General features: G+C 58.5%; 13 protein-coding genes. 8 read left to right on the top strand and 5 right to left on the bottom strand.

All coding sequences use genetic code 11. The annotated features are described in order from the left end of the window. Positions 1-61 precede the first annotated feature (61 nt). The 4 genes from clpX (at position 62) to NIBR502773_RS04030 (ending at position 6,430) form a co-directional block, all read left to right on the top strand. Complete coding sequence (gene clpX, locus NIBR502773_RS04045; RefSeq protein WP_003238279.1) at positions 62-1,345, top strand: ATP-dependent Clp protease ATP-binding subunit ClpX; 1,284 nt, start codon at positions 62-64, stop codon at positions 1,343-1,345. Between the two features lie 162 nt (positions 1,346-1,507). Then, complete coding sequence (gene lon, locus NIBR502773_RS04040; protein WP_065940151.1) at positions 1,508-3,904, top strand: endopeptidase La; 2,397 nt, start codon at positions 1,508-1,510, stop codon at positions 3,902-3,904. Positions 3,905-4,053: 149 nt separating this feature from the next. Beyond that, complete coding sequence (locus NIBR502773_RS04035; protein ID WP_003174819.1) at positions 4,054-4,326, top strand: HU family DNA-binding protein; 273 nt, start codon at positions 4,054-4,056, stop codon at positions 4,324-4,326. A gap of 229 nt (positions 4,327-4,555) precedes the next feature. Next, the gene (locus NIBR502773_RS04030) at positions 4,556-6,430 is read left to right on the top strand and encodes a SurA N-terminal domain-containing protein (protein ID WP_092488865.1); all 1,875 of its coding nucleotides are present in this window, start codon (positions 4,556-4,558) and stop codon (positions 6,428-6,430) included. A gap of 157 nt (positions 6,431-6,587) precedes the next feature. On the opposite strand, the gene NIBR502773_RS30605 is transcribed toward NIBR502773_RS04030, so the two are convergent. Then, positions 6,588-11,987 (bottom strand): hypothetical protein, encoded by a 5,400-nt coding sequence (locus tag NIBR502773_RS30605; RefSeq protein ID WP_168208995.1) that lies wholly within the window; start codon positions 11,985-11,987, stop codon positions 6,588-6,590. A gap of 248 nt (positions 11,988-12,235) precedes the next feature. After that, positions 12,236-13,465: an MFS transporter gene (locus NIBR502773_RS04015; RefSeq protein ID WP_141155426.1), complete on the bottom strand. Its 1,230-nt coding sequence runs from the start codon at positions 13,463-13,465 to the stop codon at positions 12,236-12,238. Positions 13,466-13,583: 118 nt separating this feature from the next. Between NIBR502773_RS04015 and NIBR502773_RS04010 the strand changes: the two genes are divergently transcribed. Together NIBR502773_RS04010 and NIBR502773_RS04005 are read left to right on the top strand one after the other, a co-directional pair. Then, a complete protein-coding gene (locus tag NIBR502773_RS04010; RefSeq protein WP_141155425.1) occupies positions 13,584-14,480 on the top strand; it encodes a LysR family transcriptional regulator in 897 nt (298 codons plus the stop codon). Positions 14,481-14,569: 89 nt separating this feature from the next. Further along, positions 14,570-15,352: a DUF2242 domain-containing protein gene (locus NIBR502773_RS04005; protein WP_141155424.1), complete on the top strand. Its 783-nt coding sequence runs from the start codon at positions 14,570-14,572 to the stop codon at positions 15,350-15,352. 1 nt (position 15,353) lies between these two features. Here NIBR502773_RS04005 and aceE read toward each other — a convergent pair whose 3' ends face one another. Then, the gene (aceE, locus tag NIBR502773_RS04000; RefSeq protein WP_141155423.1) at positions 15,354-18,014 is read right to left on the bottom strand and encodes a pyruvate dehydrogenase (acetyl-transferring), homodimeric type; all 2,661 of its coding nucleotides are present in this window, start codon (positions 18,012-18,014) and stop codon (positions 15,354-15,356) included. Positions 18,015-18,159: 145 nt separating this feature from the next. Here aceE and NIBR502773_RS03995 point away from each other — a divergent pair, with 145 nt between their 5' ends. Together NIBR502773_RS03995 and NIBR502773_RS30815 are read left to right on the top strand one after the other, a co-directional pair. Beyond that, complete coding sequence (locus tag NIBR502773_RS03995; protein ID WP_115488528.1) at positions 18,160-18,636, top strand: MarR family winged helix-turn-helix transcriptional regulator; 477 nt, start codon at positions 18,160-18,162, stop codon at positions 18,634-18,636. A 341-nt stretch (positions 18,637-18,977) separates the two neighbouring features. Beyond that, complete coding sequence (locus NIBR502773_RS30815) at positions 18,978-19,100, top strand: hypothetical protein (RefSeq protein WP_257228138.1); 123 nt, start codon at positions 18,978-18,980, stop codon at positions 19,098-19,100. An 8-nt stretch (positions 19,101-19,108) separates the two neighbouring features. Here NIBR502773_RS30815 and NIBR502773_RS03990 read toward each other — a convergent pair whose 3' ends face one another. Together NIBR502773_RS03990 and NIBR502773_RS03985 are read right to left on the bottom strand one after the other, a co-directional pair. After that, the gene (locus NIBR502773_RS03990) at positions 19,109-20,143 is read right to left on the bottom strand and encodes an AraC family transcriptional regulator (protein WP_141155422.1); all 1,035 of its coding nucleotides are present in this window, start codon (positions 20,141-20,143) and stop codon (positions 19,109-19,111) included. Between the two features lie 4 nt (positions 20,144-20,147). Beyond that, on the bottom strand, positions 20,148-21,278 hold the full coding sequence (locus NIBR502773_RS03985; RefSeq protein WP_141155421.1) for a carbon-nitrogen hydrolase family protein: 1,131 nt from the start codon (positions 21,276-21,278) through the stop codon (positions 20,148-20,150). Between the last annotated feature and the right edge of the window lie 10 nt (positions 21,279-21,288).

The raw sequence follows: 21,288 nt of genomic DNA, 5'->3' as shown, positions 1-21,288 counted from the left end.
TGAAAAAGCCCGCATAAGCCTTCATCTTGTGTTGCAAGCCTATCGGATTTGGATCGAACGAATGACTGACACCCGCAACGGCGAGGACAACGGCAAGCTGCTCTATTGCTCCTTCTGTGGCAAAAGCCAGCATGAAGTGCGCAAATTGATTGCCGGCCCCTCGGTCTTTATCTGCGACGAGTGCGTCGACCTGTGCAATGACATCATCCGTGAGGAGGTGCAGGAAGCCCAGGCCGAAAGCAGCGCGCATAAATTGCCTTCGCCTAAAGAAATCAGCGGCATCCTTGATCAGTATGTGATTGGTCAAGAGCGTGCAAAGAAGGTTCTGGCCGTAGCGGTATACAACCACTACAAGCGCTTGAACCAGCGTGACAAGAAAGGCGACGAAGTCGAACTCGGCAAGAGCAACATCTTGCTGATCGGTCCTACAGGCTCGGGTAAGACCCTGCTTGCAGAGACCCTCGCTCGCTTGCTGAACGTTCCGTTCACCATCGCCGACGCCACCACCCTCACCGAGGCTGGCTACGTGGGCGAAGATGTCGAGAACATCATTCAGAAATTGCTGCAGAAGTGCGACTACGACGTAGAGAAGGCCCAGATGGGTATTGTCTACATCGACGAAATCGACAAGATCTCGCGCAAGTCCGACAACCCGTCGATCACCCGGGACGTTTCCGGTGAAGGCGTGCAGCAGGCCCTGTTGAAACTGATCGAAGGCACGGTCGCTTCCGTACCGCCACAAGGCGGCCGCAAGCACCCGCAGCAGGAATTCCTTCAGGTTGATACGCGCAACATCCTGTTTATCTGTGGCGGTGCATTCTCCGGCCTGGAGAAGGTTATTCAGCAACGGTCTACCCGTGGCGGCATCGGTTTCAGTGCAGAAGTGCGCAGCAAGGAAGAAGGCAAGAAGGTGGGCGAGTCCCTGCGTGAAGTCGAGCCTGACGATCTGGTCAAGTTCGGTCTGATCCCGGAATTCGTTGGCCGTTTGCCGGTCCTGGCCACGTTGGACGAGTTGGATGAGGCGGCTCTGATTCAGATCCTCACCGAACCGAAAAACGCCCTGACCAAGCAATACGCCAAGCTGTTCGAGATGGAAGGTGTGGACCTCGAGTTCCGTACTGACGCGCTCAAATCGGTGGCCAAGCGGGCACTGGAGCGCAAGACCGGTGCACGTGGCCTGCGTTCGATCCTCGAAGGTGTATTGCTCGACACCATGTACGAAATCCCCTCGCAGTCCGAGGTGAGTAAAGTGGTGATCGACGAAAGCGTTATAGAAGGTAAGTCCAAGCCACTGTATATCTACGAAAACAGTGAGCCGACTGCCAAGGCTGCGCCAGACGCGTAAGCGTTTCGCAGTTTTGGTACAAACGAAGGGGCCTCTAGGGGCTCCTTTGTTTTTCATAAGGATTTTTACTGCGTGTAACTGCCAGCATTGAGCTTGTTTTTTTTACACGCAGCCCCCATCTTGGTTTCAAGCTTATTTTTCAACTGTCATAGAGGCGAAATCATGAAGACAACCATCGAATTGCCTCTCCTGCCGTTGCGTGATGTCGTCGTCTATCCGCACATGGTTATCCCGCTGTTCGTGGGGCGCGAGAAGTCTATCGAAGCCCTCGAGGCCGCGATGACGGGCGACAAGCAGATCCTGCTGTTGGCCCAGAAAAATCCTGCCGATGATGATCCGGGCGAAGATGCCTTGTATCGCGTCGGCACCATTGCCACTGTCCTGCAACTGCTCAAGCTGCCCGATGGCACCGTCAAGGTGCTCGTGGAAGGCGAGCAGCGCGGTGCGGTAGAGCGTTTCATGGAGGTGGACGGCCACCTGCGCGCTGAAGTGGTGCTGATCGACGAAGTCGAGGCCCCTGAGCGCGAGTCCGAAGTGTTTGTGCGCAGCCTGCTCTCGCAGTTTGAGCAGTACGTGCAGTTGGGCAAGAAAGTCCCGGCTGAAGTGTTGTCTTCCCTCAATAGCATCGATGAGCCAAGCCGCCTGGTCGACACCATGGCCGCGCACATGGCGCTGAAGATCGAGCAGAAGCAGGACATCCTCGAAATCATCGACCTGTCGGCCCGTGTCGAACACGTGCTGGCATTGCTGGACGCTGAAATCGATCTGCTCCAGGTCGAGAAGCGCATTCGTGGTCGGGTCAAAAAACAAATGGAGCGCAGCCAGCGCGAGTACTACCTGAATGAGCAGATGAAGGCCATTCAGAAGGAACTCGGCGACAGCGAGGAAGGCCACAACGAAATCGAAGAGCTGAAAAAGCGCATCGATGCTGCCGGCCTGCCGAAAGACGCCCTGACCAAAGCCACCGCCGAGTTGAACAAGCTCAAGCAGATGTCGCCGATGTCGGCTGAAGCCACCGTGGTGCGCTCGTACATCGACTGGCTGGTGCAGGTGCCGTGGAAGGCTCAGACCAAGGTACGCCTGGATCTGGCGCGCGCTGAAGACATTCTCGATGCCGACCATTATGGCCTTGAAGAAGTCAAAGAACGCATCCTCGAATACCTCGCCGTGCAAAAACGCGTGAAGAAGATTCGTGGCCCGGTGTTGTGCCTGGTTGGCCCGCCTGGGGTAGGTAAAACCTCCCTGGCCGAGTCCATCGCCAATGCCACCAACCGTAAATTCGTGCGCATGGCCCTCGGTGGCGTGCGTGATGAGGCGGAAATTCGTGGTCATCGTCGGACTTACATCGGTTCGATGCCAGGAAGATTGATTCAAAAAATGACAAAGGTGGGTGTGCGCAACCCGCTGTTCCTGCTCGATGAAATCGACAAAATGGGCAGCGACATGCGTGGCGATCCGGCATCGGCCTTGCTGGAAGTGCTCGACCCTGAGCAGAACCACAATTTCAATGACCATTACCTTGAGGTCGACTACGACCTGTCCGACGTAATGTTCCTGTGCACCTCCAACTCCATGAATATTCCGCCGGCATTGCTGGACCGGATGGAGGTGATTCGTCTGCCGGGTTACACCGAAGACGAGAAGATCAACATCGCCGTCAAATACCTCGCGCCCAAGCAGATCTCGGCCAATGGCCTGAAGAAGGGCGAGATCGAATTCGACGTCGAGTCGATCCGCGACATCGTGCGCTACTACACCCGCGAGGCCGGTGTACGGGGACTTGAGCGCCAGATCGCGAAGATTTGCCGCAAGGCGGTCAAGGAGCACGCGCTGGAAAAACGCTTCTCGGTGAAGGTCACGGCCGACGCTCTTGAGCACTTCCTGGGGGTGCGTAAATTCCGTTACGGCCTGGCAGAACAGCAGGATCAGGTAGGGCAGGTCACTGGCCTGGCGTGGACCCAGGTGGGCGGCGAGTTGCTGACCATCGAAGCTGCGGTGATCCCCGGCAAGGGCCAGTTGATCAAGACCGGCTCCCTCGGTGACGTGATGGTCGAATCCATTACCGCCGCGCAGACCGTGGTGCGCAGCCGCGCCAGGAGCCTGGGGATCCCCCTGGACTTCCACGAGAAGCACGACACCCACATCCACATGCCGGAAGGGGCTACACCGAAGGATGGCCCCAGCGCTGGCGTAGGCATGTGCACGGCGCTGGTTTCGGCATTGACCGGCATACCGGTGCGCGCCGATGTCGCGATGACCGGGGAAATCACCCTGCGTGGCCAGGTATTGGCCATTGGCGGCCTTAAAGAGAAATTGCTGGCGGCACACCGCGGTGGCATCAAGACCGTGATCATTCCTGAAGAGAATGTTCGCGACTTGAAGGAAATTCCTGACAATATCAAGCAGGATCTTCAGATTAAACCGGTTAAATGGATTGACGAGGTCCTGCAAATTGCGCTGCAATACGCGCCGGAGCCCTTGCCGGATGTGGCTCCGGAGATAGTCGCAAAGGACGAAAAGCGAGAGTCTGATTCCAAGGAAAGAATTAGCACGCATTAATGTGAATAAGCCTGGGGGCTTCCTTGACAGCTTTTTAGAGCCCTTGTTATAAAGCGGCTCTTAAGTGTCTGTAGGCCATTCAGCACTGGTTTTTGCTGTTTACCAAAAAACTTAGAATCATACTCAATAGATATATAAGGGGACTTAGAGTGAACAAGTCGGAACTGATTGATGCTATCGCTGCATCCGCTGATATCCCGAAAGCTGCTGCCGGCCGTGCGCTGGATGCAGTAATCGAATCCGTCACTGGCGCTCTGAAGGCCGGCGACTCCGTGGTACTGGTAGGCTTCGGTACTTTCTCTGTGACTGACCGCCCAGCTCGCACTGGCCGTAACCCACAGACTGGCAAAGCACTGCAAATCGCTGCTGCCAAGAAACCAGGTTTCAAAGCCGGTAAAGCCCTGAAAGAAGCGGTTAACTAAGCTTCGATCAAGCCTTTGCTACCCGGGTCGGACGCAGGTCTGGCCTGGCAGCGGAGCGACAGCTGACCCAAGTATCCATCGGGTCGCCAAGCCGGGGTGTAGATTCAACCCCCCGTCCGCTCCGCCAGTTACGAGAAGGCGCATCCTCGGATGCGCCTTTCTTCTATCCGGACTCTACCCACGCTCCACGGTTGCCAATTTTTGAAGTTCAACCGTTTCTGGGGGACGCATGCTGCAAAATATCAGGGACAATTCACAAGGCTGGATTGCCAAGACCATTATCGGGATCATCGTCGCATTGATGGCGTTCACCGGTATCGAGGCCATTTTCCAGGCTTCGACCAACACCAAGCAGGACGTGGCCAAGGTCAACGGTGAAGAAATCACCCAGACTGAACTGAGCCAGGCCGTCGATATGCAACGTCGCCAGCTGATGCAACAGCTGGGTAAGGATTTCGATGCTTCACTGCTGGACGAAAAATTGCTGCGCGAAGCAGCCCTCAAGGGCCTGATCGATCGCAAACTGCTGCTGCAAGGCGCCGCGGACTCCAAGTTTGGCTTCTCTGAGGCTGCGCTGGACCAGGTGATCCTGCAGACGCCGGAATTCCAGGTGGACGGCAAGTTCAACGCCGAACGCTTTGACCAGGTGATCCGTCAGTTGGGCTACAGCCGTCTGCAGTTCCGTCAGATGCTGACCCAGGAAATGTTGATCGGCCAGGTTCGCGCAGGCATCGCCGGCAGCGGTTTCGTGACCGACGCCGAAGTGCTGGCATTTGCCCGTCTGGAAAAGCAGACCCGCGATTTCGCCACCGTCAATATCAAGGCCAACCCTGCGGCGGTGAAACTCACCGACGACGAGGTCAAGGCCTACTACGACCAGCACGCCAAGGAGTTCATGACCCCGGACCAGGTGGTCATCGACTATCTGGAACTGAAGAAGTCTTCCTTCTTCGACCAGGTCAGCGTCAAGGACGATGAACTGCAGGCTGCCTATCAGAAAGAAACCGCTAACCTCGCTGAACAGCGTCGTGCAGCGCACATCCTGATTGAAGTCAACGACAAGGTCACCGACGCGCAAGCCAAGGCCAAGATCGAAGAAATCCAGGCGCGCCTGGCCAAGGGTGAGAAGTTCGAGGCCCTGGCCAAGGAGTTCTCCCAGGATCCAGGTTCGGCCAACAATGGCGGTGACCTCGGCTTTGCCGGCCCTGGCGTCTACGACCCGGACTTCGAAACCGCCTTGTACGCCTTGAACAAGGACCAGGTATCTGCACCGGTGCGCAGTACCTTCGGTTGGCACTTGATCAAGCTGTTGGGCGTTGAAGCACCGCAAGTGCCGACGTTCGCCAGCCTGAAAGACAAGCTGACCCGCGAGCTCAAGACCCAGCAGGTCGAGCAGCGTTTTGTCGAAGCAACCAAGCAATTGGAAGATGCGGCATTCGAAGCCTCCGATCTGGCTCAACCGGCGTCTGACCTGAAACTGACCGTACACACCTCCGCGCCGTTTGGCCGTGAGGGCGGTGACGGTGTTGCGGCCAACCGCGCCGTGGTCACCGCTGCGTTCAGCCCGGAAGTGCTGGATGAGGGGGCCAACAGCAGCGCCATCGAGCTGGACCCGGAAACCATCATCGTGCTGCGTGCCAAAGAGCACCGCAAACCGGCGCAATTGCCGCTGGAAAGCGTTGCAGCGGCGATCCGCACACAGATGGCCAAGGAGCGCGCCAGCGCGGCTGCCAAGACTCACGCTGACGAGCTGATCGCCAGCCTGCGTGATGGCAAGACCCCGCTGAACCAGCCGGTCGACGGCCAGGCCTGGAAAGTCACTGAAGCGGCTACCCGTAGCCAGGAAGCGATTGACCCGGCCGTGCTGCAAGCCCTGTTCCGCATGCCCAAGCCTGCGGCCAAGGACAAGCCGACCTTCACCACCGTGACACTGGCTGATGGCAGCCTGGTGATCGTGCGCTTGAACGGCGTCAACGAGGCGGCTGCCCCAACGGACGAAGAAAAGGCGCAGTACCGCCGCTTCCTCGCTTCCCGTGTCGGCCAGCAGGACTTCGCCGCGTACCGCAAGCAGTTGGAAACCAAGGCCGACATCAAGAAGTACTGATGACGGTTTGAACAAGAAGCCCCCGGCCTGAAAAGACCGGGGGCTTTTTTATGGTTCCAGAGGAAGCCTGAGCAGAGTGCGCCGTTGATGGAGCGGACTGTAATAAGTCCCTATGCTCACTGGATTTCCATGAGTTGCAGATGGTTTCATACAGGGCCTAGGTAAAATCTTCGTAATCACTCAAATCGGCATTGTTGTGGGTGGCATCATCTTGGGCACGTTGGGCATCCGCGACCCGTTTGTTGTGTTGTTCAATTTCAGCCTGTGTCATTGGTCGCGGAGTTTTTGGGGTAGAGGGTTGAGCAACCCCTTGGGCAGAAAATTTCACGGGTTTGTAGCTTGGGTCCGGGTAGTACTTCATGACGCCGTTATCCAACTGGCCTATCTCAACATACTTGTTTTCTACTTGTCGTTTAACGCCCAGAAACCGGTCATCCAGATAATCCCTGCGAGCAGCCCTGTGGGGAAAGTTATTCAGATGCATGGATTCCACATTAGGCTGCACATACATTGTTCCTTCATAGCCTTTCACCGGTTTTTTCGTGAGTTTTGCAAACTGCGCAGCGAATGAATTGGCACCGCCGTTAGCAGAATTGCATACAGTCAGGCGAATTTCGTCATAGTCTTCAATCTTTACCCTAGTACGTTTTAAATGGTCGAGGAACTCTCTGGGCGCCAGGTGCTCACCGTTCACTAATATACTGGTGGAACCATCCATTGGATTCACGACGCCATGAGCATCCAGAGTGAGCCGTTTGGCTCCGCCATGAATGTCCTCAAATAAAACAAGTCCTTCATCCAACACCCTGACGTTTTTAATCTCGCCGCCCATCGCTATGCTATTTGGATTAAAAAAAGCCAGCGGTTTTCCATAGGGAGCGTTGTTCGTCAGGCTATAGGGGTACCATTTGCCCTTGAAGAAAACTGCAGTCCCTTCGAAGACCTCGTCCATGATCTTGAACGTACCGGTGGCGGCAGCATCGAAGCACTTGCTGGCTGCCACCAGATCAAAACTATTCATTGACCCAAGCAATCGTCTGGTACCTGCCAGGTCGCCGATGGCTCCCCCCAGTTTCGAGGCCAAATGGCCTCCTGCATGGATCAGCCTTTGACCACCGTTTACAATCAGTCGACCCAGATCATCAATACCGCTCGCCGGGTTGAGGGCACTGAGTGTCAGTCGACCGATGACCCTTGCCCCCTGGAGCACGCGAGCGGCTGTCGAGGCGCCGGAAGCTGCGGCTTTTAGACCGGCAGAAGCACCTCCAGTCGCAAACGCCATCACAACGCCCAGGATATCTAAGCCCAAGTCGACGAGACCTGCGCCAATCTTGCCTTGTTGGAAATTGACAATCGCTGACCTGAGGGGAATGAGGTTCATCACTACTTCATGTAAGAACTTATCGGTGTTGAATTCGGTCTCGAAGGTTGTCACACCTTTTGCCTGGGCTTGCAGTCTGTCGATGGCAGCGTCCTGGATCGCAGCACCGGCAATAAGGGTCGTTCTGTCGCTGAAGTAACTTTTGGGCGTGGTGTCGGTGTCGGCTTGCTCCTGGAGCAGGTGCTGCTTTGTATTCGAGGGAGTAAGGGGTTGCATGTACTCAGTGTCGATCTGGGACTCGCTGACAATCCCGGCCTTGACATTATCAAGATCACTCCGACGGCGAACGCTGGCCTCTTTCAAGTCAAACTCAAAGGTCTTGGGATTTCCCCCAAGCGTGGTTTTTATGATGAGACGGTCCGGGTTTGGCGTATAGGCATAGGTCGGCGCGGATGAGATGCCAAGAGCCCCTTTTTTTTTGGCATCTATTACTTTAAATAGCTCCAGCTTCCCTAACTCCAAGTGCTTGCGGTCCTCCAGGGGCATTTTTGAAATCAGGTGTTTGACGACAGTCGGCAAGTGTTGTTTTAGCTTGGGCCTGTAAGCAGAAAAGGCTTGCTCGAATTTACTGGTTATATCGGGAAGTTCCCCTTGCCTGGCGAGCAGGCTGCGGAGGTCGACCTTGCTGTTGGAAGATACCCAGTAGTTCAGCTTCAATCGATTGCTCGTGCCGGACCCTGTGCCAAGCGTCCCGTTTACAACAGGTTCCGTAGGTTTGAGAATACCGGCGGGCGTCCCCAGGTTGTCCGCCATATACAGATCCAGAAACGAGTAAGGCCCCTTATAGTCCCGATGAGGTGAGGCCACATTGATGCATTTTTCTTCGAAAGGGATCTGTTCACCGAAGACCCTTTTCAGTTCGGCCAATGCCATTGCCTTTCGGTTCGGCATGTCGACATGCAAGGCTGTAGATGCGGCTTTCAATTCGGTGATTTGGTTGTTAAACGCTTCGAGAACGGTGTTCAGTTGCTCATCGCTATACGCGTCCCGAGCGTTAACCTTAAGAAGTCCTTGGGCAATTCCCCAATCTTTCAATGCCGATTTTCTGGCAGCTTGCTCGATACCTTGTGCCGACTGGGTAATTGGGGCCAGGTCTGCGTAGGCCATGATTTGGGCAAACGTCATTTTCGCCGAGGCCCCCGGCGCTTGTGCCTCGACACGGGCGACGGCTGTTGTAAAGGTGACCCAGGTATGTGAGCCCATGGTCACGGTTTCGGGAATATCTTTGACCAGTAGAGCCGGGGCCTTGTGTGACAATAACAAGAGCGCCGCTGCGCAGGCCATGTTCCGAGGGACTCTAGCGTTTTTGACCAAGTGATCGGTCAAGTCCTTGACCACGACAGAAGGAGGCGTGTGCCAGTACTGACTCTTGGTCAGGTCAAAACCCGCAATGGTTGTTCTCGCCGGGGAGGCGGGGTTAAGCGGGCTGGCCTGATGCTCAAGCTCGGCACTGAGCGCCGCCAGGACCAAGTCATTGGCAGTCGACGCGGAGGCGATGCCTTGATATTCATTTTGAAGTGTTACTCCCAGCGCCTTGGCGCGAGGTGTGTTGAGCACTTTACCGAGCCACTGTCGGACATTGTCCAGTGTTATCTCGGGACCGCCCTCATAGGCGGAGAGGCTGACAGTTGAGCCCAGGCTGCCCAGCAATCCTTTCGAGGCGTCGTAATCCTTGGATAATCTCAGGGAGGTTACCAGACTTGCGCGAGCCTTATCGTCTAGAGGGATGGGCCAGGACAGGGCACCGCCTAAATTGCCATGCCGCGCAGAGGTCAACGGTTGGCGCTTGAGATGACCGATCAGATTGATCAGTTCTTCAGTATTTTTCGGTTGAAGCCAACCGTTCATACGGATGAATTCTTCCAGGGTGACGGATTTCTCAGCCAAATCCTCCTCTGATGCCAGGAACGAACCGGGTGCAAGTGTGATCCTGGTGGTTTTCAGTGCATTGGCCAGCTCAGTCTGAGCATCGCCGATGGCACTCAGCTGAGTGGCCAGGGAGTGTTCATTCAGAATGGCACCCAAGCGCCTCTGTGCCACTTCAATGGTTGCTAGCGACTTTGATGGGGAGGCTGCACGCGTAGAGAGGTTTTGCTGAGCGGGGAAGGCATTGGTCTTGCGAAGTATCGCAACCCGCTGCTCCAAGGTGGTCTTTGACCACACAGATGGCTCATCGTAAAACGCCGCGATGTCTTCGAGAGTGGCGTCTTCGGGGCTGTCGGACAGCAAGGCGTCCGGAGTCGGTACTTGGGCGGCGGCGGCGAGGATCAGCGGCCAGGTCAGAGGCAACGACTCTAAGTCTTGCCCGCTAAACACTTTAGAATTGCCGTTGACGTAGCATTTCAGCCCGCCGTCATCGGTGATCTCGAATGGCTTCGACAGGTCCACCCCGTTGAGGCCTGCCCAGCTTTTAAGCTCGGCATTGTTGAGCAGCGAGTGAAGGTGAGCCTTCCATTGCCCGAGCGTCGAGTGCCGTGGAATGTTTTTGATAACGAGTTTACGAAGATCAGCAGGGGGGGTACTCGCTGCGTATTCGTCCAGCTCATTTGCGTAAAGCTGTGCCAACTCGCTGTCACCGATTTCCTGCGCAGTGCCGTCAACCATCTTGATGGAGCCTAACCGCTCGGACAACGCGACAACGGCTTCTCTGTCGACTGGAAGGGGCCACCCGTGAGCTTTGATGAAATCTCCGACACTTGCGGTCTCGCCAGCATTCGCCGTCCATTGGCTATACGTGCTGTCTGGATCGATAGGAATACGTTGTGCCGTCGGCCCGATCAACTGCGATTCGAGAGAATGAGTTGATCCAGCGTCAGGGCTCAGAAGGGAGGTAATGGAGTCGAGTGCTTTGATTAATTCTCGTCGATTGGCTACGTTGCCAAGAGTGGTCTTGGCCGTCGCCAGGGTTTCCTCGCTACGTGGATCGGTAGGGCTCAGTGTCAATGCGCCGTTGGTACTACTCAAGTGAGTATCCAAAGCTTCAAAGGCGCCCGATTTTTCGATGTCGTGACGATAAAACCTAGCTACGTCATGCAGGGGGGCTGTGCTTTCCCAGTCATCATCCATCTGATAATAATGGGCTCCCAGTGCTTTAGCTGCGCTTATTAACAAAGACCACCACTGTGGAGGATTTTTATGGTAGGTAATCTGCTCCGTATCGCCATTTTTTGGGTACGAGATCGCACCTAGGCCGCCGGATGGTATGACGTGGACCCGAAACTGCTTGAGGTCGATCCCCTCCTTGGAGGCCCACTCTTTGACGTCCGTGCTATCGAGGATCTTTCTGAAGTGCGCTCGCCATTGTCCGAGTAATGAATCTTTCGGGATGTTTTCAAGTGGTTGAAAGCCAGGATAATGGCGATAACTTAACAGTTTCTGGTGAAAGAGCACGGCCAGTGCGGCGTCCCCGGCGCTACGGGGGCTAATCGCAGGGGGGGATAAGTCGGGGCTTTGAGTTTCGTCGAGAGTGATAGCTTTGCGCTTGATGAACGTTTCCAACGCTTGCTTCTGGGTGTTGAGTTGATCCTCACTTCGTGGGTCGGAAAGGTCAAGATTGAGCGCGCCCTGATTGTTGTCCAGTTCAAGGGCACGCTGTTCGAACGCCGCTTTGGTTGATGCTAATGTCCCGTGATCACGAAAAAACCGGGATATTTCAAGCACTCCGACTGTCGTGTGCCCAGCGCTGATAGCTCCACTGTCGCTCGCCAGTACTTGGGCCGCATTCATCAACAGACGCCACTCATCCGGAACCGTTTTCATCGCTTCAAAGGCCGAGAGGCTCTTGATTGTTCCGTCCGCCTTAACCTGCCCTATGGCGTTTTTCGATGGATCAATGCTGATACTTTTTGTCAGATCGATACCATTGGCAAGCGCCCACACCTTTAACGCCGGAAGTTGCAATAGCTTATTCAGATGAGCGCGCCATTGGCCGTACAGCGAGTCGGTGGAAATATTGTCGATAGAGTCACTGCTGGAGATCGCGACGGGCAGTTCGTTTGCGTATTTGCGCAGTGCTGTGGCGTAAGTGATGGCGAGGTCTCTGTCGGCTTGGGCGCGGGGCGTCAGATCGTTCGCCTCCGAGGCATGCCGAGAGCCTGTTTCCTCCTGCCGCATCTCTCGTAATGTGGCAGCAGCAGTTTGTGGAGCAATATTGCGTAGGGTGTCGATGCTTCTCATGGCCTAGACTTCTCGTGTTGCCTAAGGGGGTGTTTTCAGCAGAGGTCTAGTTGGGTGGCTACTGAGGTGAGGAGGTTCCGGAGTTGGGGGGGTAGTTATATGAATGGATGTGATCCCGCCCTCACATGAGCCACGGGACATTTTTCCAGGCGCTACCGGATGACTTTTGCCAGTGTGGCGGATGTTCCTGCCGTGCTGCAGGTGTTCGACGAGGTAATCACTTGGTTAGTCGGCACGGGCAATAACCATCAATGGGGCACTGAGCCCTGGTCGGCGTCGCTCCGGCGAGTGGCGCAAATGACTGAAGCCTGCGCGGCCGTCTGCAATGCGCCGGCCCACGCCAATAGCATCAGAAGCACAACCGCCCATGGAAAGGCCGCAACGCCCCAACCTTGAAGCAATACACCACCCGCCAGGCCGCCGCCGGCTATCCCCAGGTTCCACACGGTCACCAGCATGGATTGTGCGGCATCCGCCGACTCGCCCGCCGATTGGGCCAGTGCGGTTTGCAGCAATGCCGGCAAACCGCCGAACGCCAGGCCCCATAACGCCACGGCGATATAGATGACTGCCGGCACATTGATCCACAACGCCAGCGCCAGGGCGATCAGGCCAAACAGCGCACAGCTGATCAGCAGCAAGGCGCGCAGCCACCGGTCAATCAATACACCTGCCAGCCAGATGCTCAGCACCGCCGAGAGGCCGAACACCAGCAGCACTCGGTCAACGTCCACCTCAATCCCGGCGGGCACCAGCAACGGGGCGATATAGGTGTACAGAATGTTGTGGGCCAGCACGTAGGTAAACGTCACCCATAGCACCGGACGAATGCCCGGCAAGTTCAGCACCTGGCGCAGCCCCAGGCGTTTATCCGCCCGTTCGCCGGCAAAGTCCGGCAGTTGCCAGCGTGCCCAGGCGAGCAGTATCAGGGTCAGCCCGGTCATGATCGCAAAGCTCAAGCGCCAGCCAACCGCGGTGCCGAGGAAGGTTCCCGCGGGTACACCCAGCGACAGCGCCAGCGGTGCACCCAGCATCGCCACGGCAATGGCGCGACCTTGCAGGTGTGGCGCCACCATTCGGCTCGCGTACCCCGCCAGCAACGCCCACAGCAACCCGGCGAAGACCCCGGCAAAAAAGCGCGCCACCAGGGTCAGCCCGTAATGGCTGGACAGCGCGGTTACGCTGTTGACCAGGGCAAAGCCGCCAATGGCCAGCAGCAGCAAGGGCCGCCTGCGCCAGCCGCGGGTCAGCAGCGTCAGGGGAATGGCGGCCAGCAACGAGCCCAGGGCGTAGAGGGTGACCAATTGGCCGACCAGGGCGGGCGACACGCCCAGGCCCTCGCCCATCTGCGGCAGAAGCCCGGCGGGCATGGCTTCAGTGAGGATGGTGATAAAGCCGGCGCTGGCCAGGGCCAGTAAACCGCCCAGGGGTAAAGAATCCCGCTGGCCTGATGCGGTGAGTGAAGGGCTGCTGCTCATGACGTTTTATCCAGGTAAAAGGGCAAGCAGGCAGAGTAGGGGGCTGTGATTGGCGGAAAAACAGGCTAAGGTTCCGAACTTATCGGACGCCGGTGTCCGTAATTGCTGGAGGCAGATCATGGACAGCTTGGGCAGCCTGTCGGTATTTGTGCAGGTGGCGCAGACGCTCAGCTTCACCGCCGCCGGCCGCGTGCTGGGGGTGTCGTCGTCGGCCGTGGGCAAAAGCATTGCGCGGATGGAAGAGCGCCTGGGCGTGCGGCTGTTTCACCGCAGCACGCGCAGTATCACCTTGACCAGTGAAGGTGCGCTTTTCCTTGAGCGCTCGCGGCGGATTCTCGCTGAGGTGGAAGCGGCCGAGCAGGAACTGACAGACGCCGCTGCAACACCACGGGGCAAGTTGCGCATCAGTGTGCCGCAGGTGCGCGGCTTGTTGATGCCGGTGCTCAGTGACTTTATGCGCGCCTACCCGGAGATCGAGTTGGATGTGGATTTCTCCGACCGCATGGTTGACGTGATCGAGGAAGGTTTCGATGCGGTGATTCGCACCGGCAAGCCGGAAGATTCGCGTTTGATGGCGCGTCATCTGGGCCACTACCAGTTGGTACTCGTCGCCACACCGGGCTACTTCGCCCAACACGGCACGCCGCAGCAACCGCAGGACCTCAATGGCCACGCCTGCCTGCGCCACAAGTTCTGCGCCACGGGCAAGCTTGAGCCCTGGCCGTTGCGCCTTGCCCCGGGGGCTGCGGAACCGCTGTTGCGTACGCCGTTGGTCAGCACCACCATCGAGTCCCTCAAGCATGTGGTGCTCGAGGGGTTGGGCATTGCCTGCCTGCCGGACTACATGGTCAACCAGGCCGTGGACGAAGGGCGCTTGCAACGGGTGCTGGATGAATACCTGGAGCATCGGGGCAGTTTCTGGATGTTGTGGCCCGGTCGCCATACATCGGCCAAGCTCCGCGTATTTATTGACCATATGTGTGCCGGGCTTTTCCCGGCAGGCCCGGGTGCGTAGCCCTGTGACGTTTTACCGACAGGAATGCGCGCGCCAAGGCCTCGTTCTGTTGCACAATACCGCCCAGACCGTTTTCCTCAGGATTATCAATGTCGACATCATTCCACTTGCGTAGCCTCGGGCTGGCGCTGGTGCTGGCGGGCGCCGCGGGCTGCTCGTCACCCAAGACCGCTATTTATGAACATGAGAACTTCGACGACTCCGGTACATTTTCCCGGGATTACCCGGTTACCGATGTAGCGGCGTGCGAGGCCGCGCGGCGCGCCTTGCTGAGCCAGGGCTACATCATCACCAGCAGCGATCCGAAACTGGTCGTGGGTAACAAGAGCTTCCAGCAGACCGGCGAAACGCACCTGCAGATCAGCTTCAACGTGGTGTGCGCCGATGATGGCAAAGGCAAGAACCACTCGACGATGTTTGCCAATGCCCTGCAGGATCGCTATGCGCTGAAGAAGGTCAACAACTCCGCGAGCCTGGGTGTGGGCGTGCTGGGGTCGGTGTCGATGCCGATCGGCTCCACCGATGATTCGATGGTGAAGGTGGCCAGTGAGACGGTGTCCGCGCCGAAGTTCTACGACCGTTACTTTGCGTTGGTGGATGTGTTCCTGCCACAGGAAGTAAAGAAGGCCGAGCATATCCCCGAGCAGCCCAAGGCCGATCTGGGTGTGCCGGAGCCGAAGGCCGCACCGGCTGCAGAGAAAGTCGAGGCGCCGAAGGAAGAGCCTGCCGCACCGGCTGCCTCGGAGCCGGTTGTGCCCGCGCCTGAGGCTGCACCGATTGCGCCGCAGGCCGAACCCGCACCCGCTGCCACCATGCCGGACCTGCCGCCGCCGACAGAAGCGATTCCGCCGCTGCCGACGCCTGCGCAGTAAATCAAACCGCTACGGGGTCGGCCTTGTCGACGTTGATCCCGTAGCGCTTGATCGCTTCACTGACCTTGTCGCGACCGATCACGCCGTCATCCGCCAGTGCCTTCAGGGCAGCCAGGGCGATGAAGTGGCGATCCACCTCAAAGAACGCGCGCAAGGCTTCCCGGGTGTCTGATTGCCCGAAGCCATCAGTGCCCAGTGCGACAAAGCGTCGGCCCGGCACGAACGGACGGATCTGATCGGCGAACAGTTTCACGTAATCCGTCGCCACCACCACCGGTCCCGTTTGCCCGGCCAGGCATCGCTCGACGTAGCTCGCGCGCGGCTCACGCTCGGGGTGCAACAGGTTCCAGCGCTCCACCGCGTGTCCGTCACGGCGCAACTCGGTCAGGCTCGTCACGCTCCAAACGTCGCATTGCACGGCAAAGTCGTTGGCGAGCAGGTCGGCGGCTGCGATCACTTCGCGCAGGATCGACCCGCTGCCCATCAGTTGCACCTTGGCGTGCTGGCTGCCGCTCAGGCGGTAGATGCCTTTAACAATGCCATCCTCCACACCTTCGGGCATCGCCGGGTGCGGGTAGTTTTCGTTGAGCAGGGTGATGTAGTAGTAAATATCCTCCTGTTCGACATACATACGCCGCATGCCTTCGCGAATAATCACCGCCAGTTCGTAGGCAAAGGTCGGGTCATAGGACACGCAGCACGGAATCACCGATGACAGGATATGGCTATGGCCATCGTCATGCTGCAGGCCTTCGCCCATCAGCGTGGTGCGCCCGGCCGTGGCACCCAGCAGGAAACCACGCGCCCGTGCATCGCCCGCCGCCCAGGCCAGGTCGCCGACGCGCTGGAAGCCGAACATCGAATAGAAGATATAGAACGGCACGGTCATCAGGCCGTGGTTGCTGTAGGACGTACTTGCTGCGATCCACGAGGAAATGGCGCCGGACTCATTCAAGCCTTCCTGCATGATCTGTCCGTCCTTGCTCTCCTTGTAATAGCTCAGTTGCCCGGAGTCCTGTGGGGTATAGAGCTGGCCGACGGCGGAGTGGATGCCGATCTGTCGGAACAGGCTTTCCATGCCGAAGGTGCGTGATTCGTCCGGCACGATGGGCACGATCAGCTTGCCCAGGTGCGGGTCTTTCAGCAGCGTACCGAGGATGCGCACGAAGGCCATGGTGGTTGATATCGCGCGCTCGCCGGTGTCCTTGAGCTGAGTGGCGAAGGCGCTCAGTTCGGGGATCTGCAACGGTTCGACCGCCGTGTGGCGCGCGGGCACATAGCCGCCCAGGGCCTGGCGACGCGCGGCGAAGTAACGGGCTTCTTCGCTGTCGGCGGTGGGCTTGAGGTACGGAATTTCAGCGAGTTGCTCATCGGGCACTTCCAGGCCGAAGCGGTCGCGGAAGGCTTTGACGGCGTCGGCGCCCATCTTCTTCAATTGGTGGTTGATGTTCTGGCCTTCGCCGGCTTCGCCCATGCCAAAGCCCTTGACGGTTTTTGCCAGGATCACCGTCGGTTGGCCGCTGTGGCGCACGGCGGCGGCATAGGCGTTGTAGACCTTGTCCGGGTCATGGCCGCCCCGTGAGAGTTTCCAGATATCGTCGTCGGACAGGTCTGCAACCAGTGCCAGCAACTCCGGGTATTTGCCGAAGAAATGTTCGCGCACGTAGGCGCCGTTCTGGGATTTGTAGTTCTGGTAGTCACCGTCCACGCACTCCATCATGCGTTGGCGCAGCAGGCCGCTGGTGTCTTTTTCCAGCAGTGCATCCCAGCCACCGCCCCAGATCACTTTGATCACATTCCAGCCGGCGGCGCGGTACAGGCTTTCGAACTCCTGGATCACCTTGGCATTGCCGCGTACCGGGCCGTCCAGGCGTTGCAGGTTGCAATTGACCACGAAGATCAGGTTGTCGAGTTTCTCGCGTCCGGCCAGGGAAATGGCGGCCAGGGATTCCGGTTGGTCCATTTCGCCATCACCGAGGAATGCCCAGACCTTGCGGCCCTGGTGTTGCTTGAGGTCACGAAACTCCAGGTAGCGCATAAAGCGCGCCTGGTAGGCCGCCGTGATCGGCCCGAGGCCCATGGACACGGTGGGGAATTGCCAGAAGTCCGGCATCAGCCGTGGGTGGGGGTAGGACGAAATGCCCTCGCCACCGGCTTCGCGGCGGAAGTTATCCAGGTGTGCTTCGCTGATGCGGCCTTCGAGGTAGGCACGGCCGTAGATGCCTGGCGAGGAATGGCCCTGGATGTACACCAGGTCGCCGTCGAAACTGTCGGTGCGGCCACGGAAGAAGTGGTCGAAACCTACGTCGTACAGCACAGCGGCTGACGCATAAGTGGCGATATGCCCACCCACACCGGAGTGTTTGCCTGCACGCAATACCATGGCCATGGCGTTCCAGCGGATAAACGCGTTGATACGGCGTTCGATGGCCAGGTTGCCGGGGTAGGGCAACTGGCGTTCCACCGGGATGGTGTTGACGTAAGGCGTGGTCACCCGCCCGTAGAAGTCGCCATGCCGCGCCACGTCGAAATCCAGCAACTGATCGATCAGGTAATGGGCGCGCGGGCGGCCTTCAGTGGACAGCACCGATTCGATGGACTCCAGCCACTCGCGGGTTTCCTGTGGATCGACGTCGCGTCTGACTTCGTTATTCGGGGTCATGTGAGGCTCCAGGGTCGGCGGATTTCAAGTGGCGGGCTCCTTGTGGGAGCGTCGTAAAAGTTGTTGCAATTGCAACTACATGGCCGAATCTAGCGCGGGATGAGCTACTATTGCAACCTTCTTGAAATCCGCCGGATGGTGTTGCATGTCGTCATCAGAGCCTGATGTATGGTTCCGTTTTGTCAGGGCCCACAGAACCGTCATCCGCGAAATCGAGCGCCGCCTGGCGGCCGCCGACTTGCCGCCTTACGCCTGGTACGACGCTTTATGGGGCCTGGAAAGCGGCCCTGAAGGCACCCGTCGCATGCACGAATTGGCCGATGTGCTGGCCATCGAGCGCTATAACCTCACGCGCCTGGTAGACCGCCTGGAAAAGGACGGCCTGGTGCTGCGTTCACGCTCCGACGGCGATGGCCGCGCGGCCTTTGCATCTATCACCGATGCCGGCCGGGCGTTGCGTAAAAAAATGTGGAAGATCTACGAAAGTACGGTGGACGAGTTGTTCCTGTCGCAGATCGAACCGCAGCAGCGCCAGGCGTTTGCCGAGGCGTTGGAGCGTACCGCCGGGATGGCGGTGGAGGCGGGTGTTCAAACCCGTGGCCGACGCAAGTCTGAAACTTGATGCAGATCGAATGTGGGAGGGGGCTTGCTCCCGATAGCGGTGGGTCAGTGACAGATGTGTTGACTGACACCCAGCTATCGGGGTGTAGAACCGTAGACATCGTTTACATCTGAAACCGGGGACATCGTTTACACATTTCGGTTTGTACCGGGGCAAGCCCCCTCCCACAATGGAATGCATTCCCGCCCATTTCAGTGCATCCCTGATTGCAATCGCGCCTCAAAACCCCGGTGCTAAATCCGCATTACGCTGCTACGTTTAATCCTGGAGTGCAGGAACGTCATGACGTCGACATTTTTTCGTCATCACGGCACTTTAGGCTGGCTGTGCAGGTCATTTATGTGCAGCCGCTTTTAATTCAAAACAAGGAGCCCACCATGGACGAATATCAGGAAGAACTGCTGGAGTACCAGGCCTTTGAACTGGATCCTCTGGATCCGGCCGATGACGCCACCGAGCTGTAAGACCGACTTCAGGCGGAATGCCGCTGACTGCGGCGAAATTCCCCTGGGGTCTGGTTGTTCCATCGCCTGAACGCCCGTTGAAACGCCTGGGCCGAGGCAAAACCGAGCAAGTAGGCGATTTCGCCGAATGCCAGTTCCGTATCGCGAATGTAGGTCATGGCCAGGTCGCGGCGGGTATCGTTGAGAATCGCGCGAAACTGTGTGCCTTCTTCGGCCAGTTTGCGGCGCAGTGTCCAGGTCGGCAGCTTCAAGCGCGCCGCCACTTCTTCCAGGTCGGGTTCCCGGCCGCCATTGAGCATCGGCCCGAGCAAGCGGGTAATGCGCTCGCGCAGGCTGCGGGTGCGGGTCAACTGCTCCAGTTCCCGTTCACATAGTTGCAGCAACAGCTGCCAGGTACTCGGACAATGCTGCGGGTTGCGCAGGGCCAGAGTTTGCTGGCTCAGACGCAGTTGATTGGCGTCGGCGCCGAACTGGATCGGGCCATCGCCCAGCAGCGCGTACTGTTCGCTGTACTCCGGCGCTGCAAATTCGATTTCAATCCGTTGCGCCTGTACCGTTTGCTGGGCCAGGCTCGACAGTTGCTGCAGCCAGCCGGCGATGATCGAGTCCACCACGAAGCGGTTGTAGGCGTTATAGGGGCTGATGGAATAGAAACGCAGCCAGGCGCCTTCGGCGTCCTCGTGGAAACTCGATTGCCCGCGATAGTTGGAGCCGTACAGCGCTTCGAAGCGGGTCAGGGTGCGCGCCGCCTCGCGCACATTGGGCGCCTGGGCGGCGGTGACCCCGGCCAGCCCGGCCTGGCTCAGGCGGCTGAGCTGGCCCATGCGCAGGCCCAGGCCGGGGTCGCCGGTGAGTTGGATGGCTGCATGGCCCAGGCGCATATAACGGGGGATCGACAAGCGTGCACCCGCTTCGGCGAGGCGCGCGGGGTCGAGGCCGTATTGCAGCAGCAGCGGTTGCGGGTCGAGGCCGTGGCTGTGGATCGCGTCGGCCAGGGTGTGCACGAAGCCCACCGACAGATCCCCCAGGCGCACCGGCTTCACGGGGTTACAGCCAGATATTCAGCAGGCGCGCACCACGGGCGTCGCCGTCGGCGCTGATCTGCCCGTTGCTGCTGAGAAAACTGTGCCCGGCCGTGCCCAGGTCCCAGAACTGCCCACGCAAGAATACGCTCATGCCCGCGGTTGCCTGGCTGACGGGTTGCTGGCTGATCAGCGTGAGGCGTCGCCAGGCCTCACCTTCGCTGAGCTCTTCAGGCTTGAGGCTGATTTCCGGCGGCGTGGACACGCTCTTGAAGCCGCGCCATGGTCGATCCCAGGTATCGCGACCGAGCACAAAGGCCGGCACCGCAATCAATTGCGCACCTTGCTCGTTGAGCTTGCGATAGTTGTCCGGGTACCAGCTGTCACTGCCGACCAACACGCCGAGGCGCCCGGCCGGGGTGTCGACCACGCTGACGATATTTTCGTCACCGGGTTCGATAAAACCGCGTTCATCGTAGATCGGATAAAGCTGGCGCTGGGGATCGCCGAGGGGTAAGCCGTCCGCCGCGAACACCACGCTGGCGTTGTACAAGGCGCCATGGCCGACCTGCAATTGGCCCTGGCTGACACTGGGGTTCGGCAGCGTGATGGAGCCGGCCACCAGCGTGACGCCAAACTCTTTGGCCAGGCCGCCGAACAGCACCTGATAGTCCCGCGCCATGCCGGAGGCTTTCATGCGCAGGTAGGCGTCATCGGTGCGGTTATCGCCGGTTGCGCTGATCCAGGCACGGGCAAACAGCAGCGGGTTGCTGACCGACAGCCAGTTCATCGCATCCTTCACGTGCAGCGCCTGGTACACCTCATTTTTTTCACCGGTCAACATCAGCCAGGTGCCGATATGTTCAGGCAGCACCACGATGGTTTTTTCGTTGATCAACCCCTGGTCCCGGGCTTTTTGCAGGTAGGCCGCGAGCTTCAGGTGCAGGCGTTCCAGGCTCTGGTAATCGGCGGGAAACAGCTCCGGCTGGATACCCAGCAGGTTGCCGCGATCCGCGGGCAGGCCTTCGTTGACGGCGAGGGTGATGCGCAGGTCCGACAGGTAATGCCCCACGGGGCGCTCCTGGGTCCAGACCAGATACGCGGCGACGGCGGCAACCAGGGCCATGGAGACGGTAAAAGCGAGAAGTTTACGCATGGGGCAACAG

The organism is Pseudomonas sp. NIBRBAC000502773 (assembly GCF_006517195.1).
Classification (GTDB): domain Bacteria; phylum Pseudomonadota; class Gammaproteobacteria; order Pseudomonadales; family Pseudomonadaceae; genus Aquipseudomonas; species Aquipseudomonas marginalis.
The sequence above is the reverse complement of the archived record's forward strand: the minus strand, read 5'-3'. Positions and strand labels throughout refer to the sequence as shown.

Bases quoted from the DNA above. Each gene is read 5' to 3' on its own strand.
- aceE (WP_141155423.1), bottom strand. From the start codon at position 18,014: ATGACCCCGAATAACGAAGTCAGACGCGACGTCGATCCACAGGAAACC.
- NIBR502773_RS04015 (WP_141155426.1), bottom strand. From the start codon at position 13,465: ATGAGCAGCAGCCCTTCACTCACCGCATCAGGCCAGCGGGATTCTTTA.
- NIBR502773_RS03985 (WP_141155421.1), bottom strand. From the start codon at position 21,278: ATGCGTAAACTTCTCGCTTTTACCGTCTCCATGGCCCTGGTTGCCGCC.
- NIBR502773_RS30605 (WP_168208995.1), bottom strand. From the start codon at position 11,987: ATGAGAAGCATCGACACCCTACGCAATATTGCTCCACAAACTGCTGCT.
- lon (WP_065940151.1), top strand. From the start codon at position 1,508: ATGAAGACAACCATCGAATTGCCTCTCCTGCCGTTGCGTGATGTCGTC.
- NIBR502773_RS04005 (WP_141155424.1), top strand. From the start codon at position 14,570: ATGTCGACATCATTCCACTTGCGTAGCCTCGGGCTGGCGCTGGTGCTG.
- NIBR502773_RS04010 (WP_141155425.1), top strand. From the start codon at position 13,584: ATGGACAGCTTGGGCAGCCTGTCGGTATTTGTGCAGGTGGCGCAGACG.
- NIBR502773_RS03995 (WP_115488528.1), top strand. From the start codon at position 18,160: ATGTCGTCATCAGAGCCTGATGTATGGTTCCGTTTTGTCAGGGCCCAC.
- clpX (WP_003238279.1), top strand. From the start codon at position 62: ATGACTGACACCCGCAACGGCGAGGACAACGGCAAGCTGCTCTATTGC.
- NIBR502773_RS04030 (WP_092488865.1), top strand. From the start codon at position 4,556: ATGCTGCAAAATATCAGGGACAATTCACAAGGCTGGATTGCCAAGACC.